This window comes from Luteibacter sp. P4_E6, assembly GCF_056401535.1.
In genome coordinates this window covers 1-5,376 of the sequence record NZ_JBFUJE010000268.1, presented here as the reverse complement: position 1 = coordinate 5,376, position 5,376 = coordinate 1, and the positions used below count along the sequence as shown (strand labels likewise).

At 57.0% G+C, this 5,376-nt stretch carries 3 protein-coding genes; all 3 read left to right on the top strand.

The genetic code is table 11. The features are described from left to right. The first annotated feature begins 1,511 nt into the window (after positions 1–1,511). On the top strand, positions 1,512–2,636 hold the full coding sequence (locus AC1DT2_RS15035; protein WP_477297175.1) for an MrcB family domain-containing protein: 1,125 nt from the start codon (positions 1,512–1,514) through the stop codon (positions 2,634–2,636). A gap of 170 nt (positions 2,637–2,806) precedes the next feature. Further along, positions 2,807–4,984: an ATP-binding protein gene (locus AC1DT2_RS15030; RefSeq protein ID WP_477297174.1), complete on the top strand. Its 2,178-nt coding sequence runs from the start codon at positions 2,807–2,809 to the stop codon at positions 4,982–4,984. Positions 4,985–5,026: 42 nt separating this feature from the next. Continuing rightward, positions 5,027–5,376, top strand: a 350-nt coding sequence (locus AC1DT2_RS15025; RefSeq protein WP_477297172.1) for a hypothetical protein, incomplete at its 3' end; no start/stop codon positions are given.

Sequence of the window (5,376 nt, the reverse complement as noted above, 5' to 3'; positions counted from 1 at the left end):
GCCGCGGACCATAGGACTCGCGGGTTCAACGACTGCCCGTGTCCGGGCGCCGGCGGCGTAATTGACGAAGTGGATCGCGGCGTCAGCCCTGACCACCGACCCAAGCGGCTACGTGCCGGGTAGGACGGCCAAGAAAGATCTTAGAGAAAGCGGCCGCCGCCGCGGTTCTTCAACCGTGTCTGCGCGGTATGCAGACTGGCCGGTAACCGTTGGGGGTGTCGCCGAGGGGGTTCGGCGGGCGAGCAGGTACCGTATGATCGGGGGTAGCCATGTATCAGCTCTCAGACAGTTGGTTATGGTTAGCGGGCCTTGAGTGTTACAGCACTCCTGGCCCGCGCTTCTCACCGCGTTGAGCGATGGTTGACTGCGCGGCTTTGGTGGCGATGACGCAGGCAACGGAACGACCGTATCAAAACAACATTCGGTTGTCTGTAGGCGTGTACTTGGACCGATACTTCGACGGGGTCATCGCTCATCTGTCGCCACGATTTTCCATAGTCCGCGCGCATTTGCTGATCACGCCCCCAATAGCTGGGCCCACGCCAACGGCATCAATTGTCTTCCTTGCGTGCGATATAGTGCCTTGCAGGTGGGCCAGTAGATCCCTGCCGCCGCCAGAGGACCATTGCTTGACTTCACCCAAGACCGGACCCGTTGCACCCAGACAGCATCTCGAGCGTCCGCTCCATATCGACGCTCTCGAACTGACAGAGGACGAACGCCATAAGGACATTCCGCGCCTGGCCACCCAAAGGCCCTGACCGGCCAAGTCATTCGGGTACAGAATTGCGTCGATCGACCGGATGTCCAGACTACTGAACGCTCATCCAAAAATCCGAATTCAACTGATTCCAGCGATGCGTGCGCCAGGGTCCGGCAAGCGGATGCGCAACGACCTCGGCACCGTATGAAGCACGCTGTCTGCTGGTTTGTTCGACGCCCCCTGCTCAACCGCATGGCGCCCCAGGATTCCCTGCACTCGAGGAGACTCGGATCATTACCCTGTCATCCGATTTGGCGGTGGGGCGAATAGGTTGGACGGCCGTTAGAGAGGTGAGGCATGTTGCTGCCGAATTTACCTACAGCCATTCCATTTGCGACCTAGCAGAGGAGGGAAGGTACTGCGTACCTCGAACCTTCGAACCCCCACGGCCGTGACTAGTTCGAGCATTCGGACCCACGTCACGAATCGCGGTGCGCGGCAGTTTGCCAATGCGCGTACCGGGCTCTCCACGACAAATCTTGTCTGCGCCGGGCGGGGTTTAGGAAACCTGGCGATCTAGCGCGAGAGCCGCCGCGCTCCCAAACACTTGAGCTCAAAGCACAGACGGGCCCCTCTGTGGAGCGACCCTCGCTCAAACGCACGGGCCGCGATCTCGCTTGGTATGCCAAGACGGCGATAGATCGCTGATTTCCATGAATATTCGGGACTACGAGCGCCCGATCCGTGGATTCCCCTTGCTCAGCATTTGAATGCTGAGATACTTCTCATCAAGAGGGGGGGGAGCCTAATGGCTGATCAACAAAGCAGCGAAGCGACGCAGGCGAGCGCAACTGACGCACGGAACGAAAGTGCCTCAGTGTCGCGCGGAGTGCAGCGCGTACTGGACGAGTATTCGTCCGCAACCGCGAGCGAACTAACAAATCATCCACTTGCGCAGTTCATCCGCCGGGAGCTCCCCGGCTTGGTCACTCGAATGCTCGGCGAGGCGGCGCGTGGCTTGATCGTAAAGGGCAGCGTAGGTAACGGAAACTGGGCGGCAGGTCCGTGGCTAGCAATTCTAGACAGGACCGTTACCACCACAGCACAAAGCGGCTATTACGTATGCCTCCTATTCCGGGAAGACATGAAAGGGGTGTACCTGACACTCGTCCAGGCGATGACCGAAGCTCGGAGAAACTATCGATCCGATGCCAAAACCGCCCTCAGAAGCAGCGCAGCGCACTACCGCGCGCTTGTAGGAACGCGCTCCCAAACCTTCAAGCTTCATAAAATCGATCTATCCCCATCTTCCAGCTCAAGCATCACTTCGTTCTACGAAGCTGGGGTTATTTGTGCCGCGTACTACGAATCTGGCAGCGTGCCCGGTGATGACGAGCTCTGTCGAGACCTCAGCGAAATCTTGGGACTGTATGCCGAGCTGACGCTACGAGCGGCAAGATTCCAGATCAACGAAGATGAACTGGACTCGCCCGAACAGGTTTTCGACAACCACGAAGATGCGTCGCGGCGAACGCTTCATACTCGGATTGAGCGCAACAGGGCGCTGGTCAAGAGAGTAAAACTTGCCAGGGGAACAACGTGCGAGGCATGCGGAGCCAACTTTGAAGAACTCTATGGCGACCTCGGCCAGGGCTACATAGAGGCGCATCACCTACGCCCGATTGCGACGTTGCCCGCATCTCGGGTTGAGCTTGATCCCGTACGCGACTTCGCCGTTCTGTGCGCAAATTGTCATCGAATGATCCACCTTTCTGAATTCTCCGGCGACGTTCGCAAGTTTGCATTGAACCACCTCAATCGAAGTGGCCCGACTCCATTGACCCCTGGGGGCGACCCCTCTCTTGCGGCCAACCTGGGCACGCCGAACGAAGAACCTTCACTCGCTCCGTACGGTCCGCGGTGCCGCCCCTAAACTTCAGGGCAACACAGCCGATAAACTTGCCGACTAGTAAGACCGCCGAGAAGCGGAGCGCCGAGCACCGAGCGCCACGCCCGAGTCGACTTAATGGAGTGCGCAAATGCGATGGCTTGCACCCCGCGAACTTAAGAAGACACCACGGAATATTTGGAGTTAGTCGATATATGAAGCGGGTATTCAAGGTTGATGCCAGAGTCCTCTTAAGCCTCGGACGCGAGAGCATCAAGGACCACACCACGGCGCTCATTGAGCTGATCAAGAACTCCTACGATGCTGATGCTAGCAACGTAGACATTGAATTCGGCCATGACAGGAAGGACACGAAGGACACATCGGTCACCTTTATCCGAATCTCGGATGACGGATACGGAATGACAAGTAAGGATGTCGACGAAAAGTGGCTTCGCATCGGCTTCTCTGAGAAGCGCAGGTCGCCCGTCAGCGCCAAGGGACGAAGGGAAACCGGCGAAAAAGGTGTCGGTCGCCTATCTGCTGATCGGCTTGGGGCAGTCTTGGAGCTTCGGTCAAAAGCCACCAGATCCCAAGCCGTGGCAATCCACGTTGATTGGAACCAGTTCGACGTCGAGAACACCGAACTGAGCGCAGTGGCTGTCACCGACATCCCAAACGCACTGCCAAAGCCGCCACATGATACAAGCAACGGCACTACCGGCACTGAGATTACGATCAAGCAGCTTAGGCAAGAATGGACTCCCGACGACTTTCGTCGACTAGAAGACGAGCTTAGTAGCCTTGTCTCGCCCAAGGTACATCCAGATGGGTTCAAAATCTGGCTGAAAAACTCTGAGAGCACCACGTTTCAACAGATTACCTCTCTCGCAGTCCATAGCGCCGCCCTGCATCTTACCGGGCGCTTCGACAAAAATGGCCGCCTGAGCTTCCAGATTAGCGCCCCCCCGAAGCGGGCAGGCGGGCCTCGGCACACGATTCGCACAGGAAAAGTGAATTGGGACCAGATCCGCGGCGCTGAGGCGTTGAATACTTACGACGCCGGCCCCTTCGACATTGACCTAGGCTTCTTTCCAAGGTCAGCGGCAAGTCTTTCCGGCGGCTTCAGCTTAGGAGCGCTCAAAAGCTTCCTTGACCAGAACGCCGGCATCCGCATCTACCGTGATGGGATCCGCGTCAAGCCGTATGGTGACCCCGAGCACCCTGAAGGCGATTGGCTCAGCCTCGCCGCACGTAAGAACAAGAATCCGGCGGGTCGGGCCCGGGCATCCTTCCGTATGGCCGCAAATCAGGTTGTGGGCTCTGTTTATATTGGCCGGGACACCAATACAAATCTCCCAGACAGTGCCGCCCGTGAAGGCCTCATCCAGAGTCACGCATACTCTGTCTTGAAGGCCGCGACATACGGATGCATTGCTTTGCTGGAGGCCGAGTACCACGAAACGGCTGAAGAGAAGCCAACGTCTTCCAGTGCAGAGGTCGAAGAGCTGCCGCGAGTTGTCACCGAAATCAAATCAACACTGAAGTCAGTGTCGAGGGAGCTCAATGACAGTAGCCCAAAGTCGGACCGCGTCATTAAGGAATCGGTATCGCGCCTTCGCGCGGTGACTGAGCAAGTTGAGCGTGCCGAGAAACAGATCGAAGAGCTCGCCAATCAGAGCATCACGTATCGCGGCCTGGCAACGGTAGGGATTTCTTCCGCCGTCTTTGGCCACGAAACCGAGACGGCACTCGCCCAAGCACGCCTATCGACAACCCTGTTGTCTCGGCTACTGTCCGCGAAAAGTATTGACGTTGACGCCTGCATTGAAGAGGCCGTCGCGGCAGAGGAAGCCATTGCAAGAGTCGAATTGTGGGGCCAGTTCGCACTCACTCGCATCAAGAAGGACAAGCGCCGTAAGACAAAGGTCAACATCTCTGATCTAGTTTCCTCCCTGCTCGCCGAACTGAAGCCGATCTTCGAGTCGAAACAAATCCATTTGTCCACGCATATAAAGCGAAACATCGAGCTCCGATCATTCGCGATGGACATTGAATCGATCGCCCTCAACCTTTTAACCAATGCCTACCATGCAGTCGGCTTAAGAACGAAGAATCGTGAGATTAAGGTGGCGCTTTCGCACATCGACGGAAATAGCTTGATTAAACTGTCCGTCTCGGACTCTGGATCCGGAATCGCGAAAGAGCACCTACGAGAGATTTGGAGTCCTTTGTTCTCGACAAAGACCGACGGTCGAGGTGCACCAATCGGAACCGGGCTCGGCTTGTCAATTGTCCAGTCAGTAGCGCGTGAGTTAAACGCCAAGTTAACCGTCGACGGCACTGGCGAACTCGGTGGCGCTCATTTCGAAGTACTCATTCCTAGCAGCTGACGCACAATGCCCAACATTGCAATTATTGACGACCGTCCGAAGATGCGTCAGACGATCCTTCGCTACATCGCGCTCGAGCTGAAGGAACTCGACCAGCATTGGGGCGTTATCGATAGCGCGCCGCTGCCCTTGATAGATGACTACCGGGAGTGGATCGTCGCAAACGACGTGGGTGTCCTGATTCTCGACGAGAACCTCAACGAGAACTTCGACGATGGCGAGGCTGTGGATTACGCCGGACACAACGTCGCGGAACGCTTGCGCGTCCAGATCCCCGACTTGCCGCAGTTCATCGTTACATCGATCCCCCAACCTGAGGATCTCGATGAAGCAGGCGCGGCGGCCCTGGATGCGATCATAAAGCGTGACGACTTCGCTAAGCGATCTAAGGT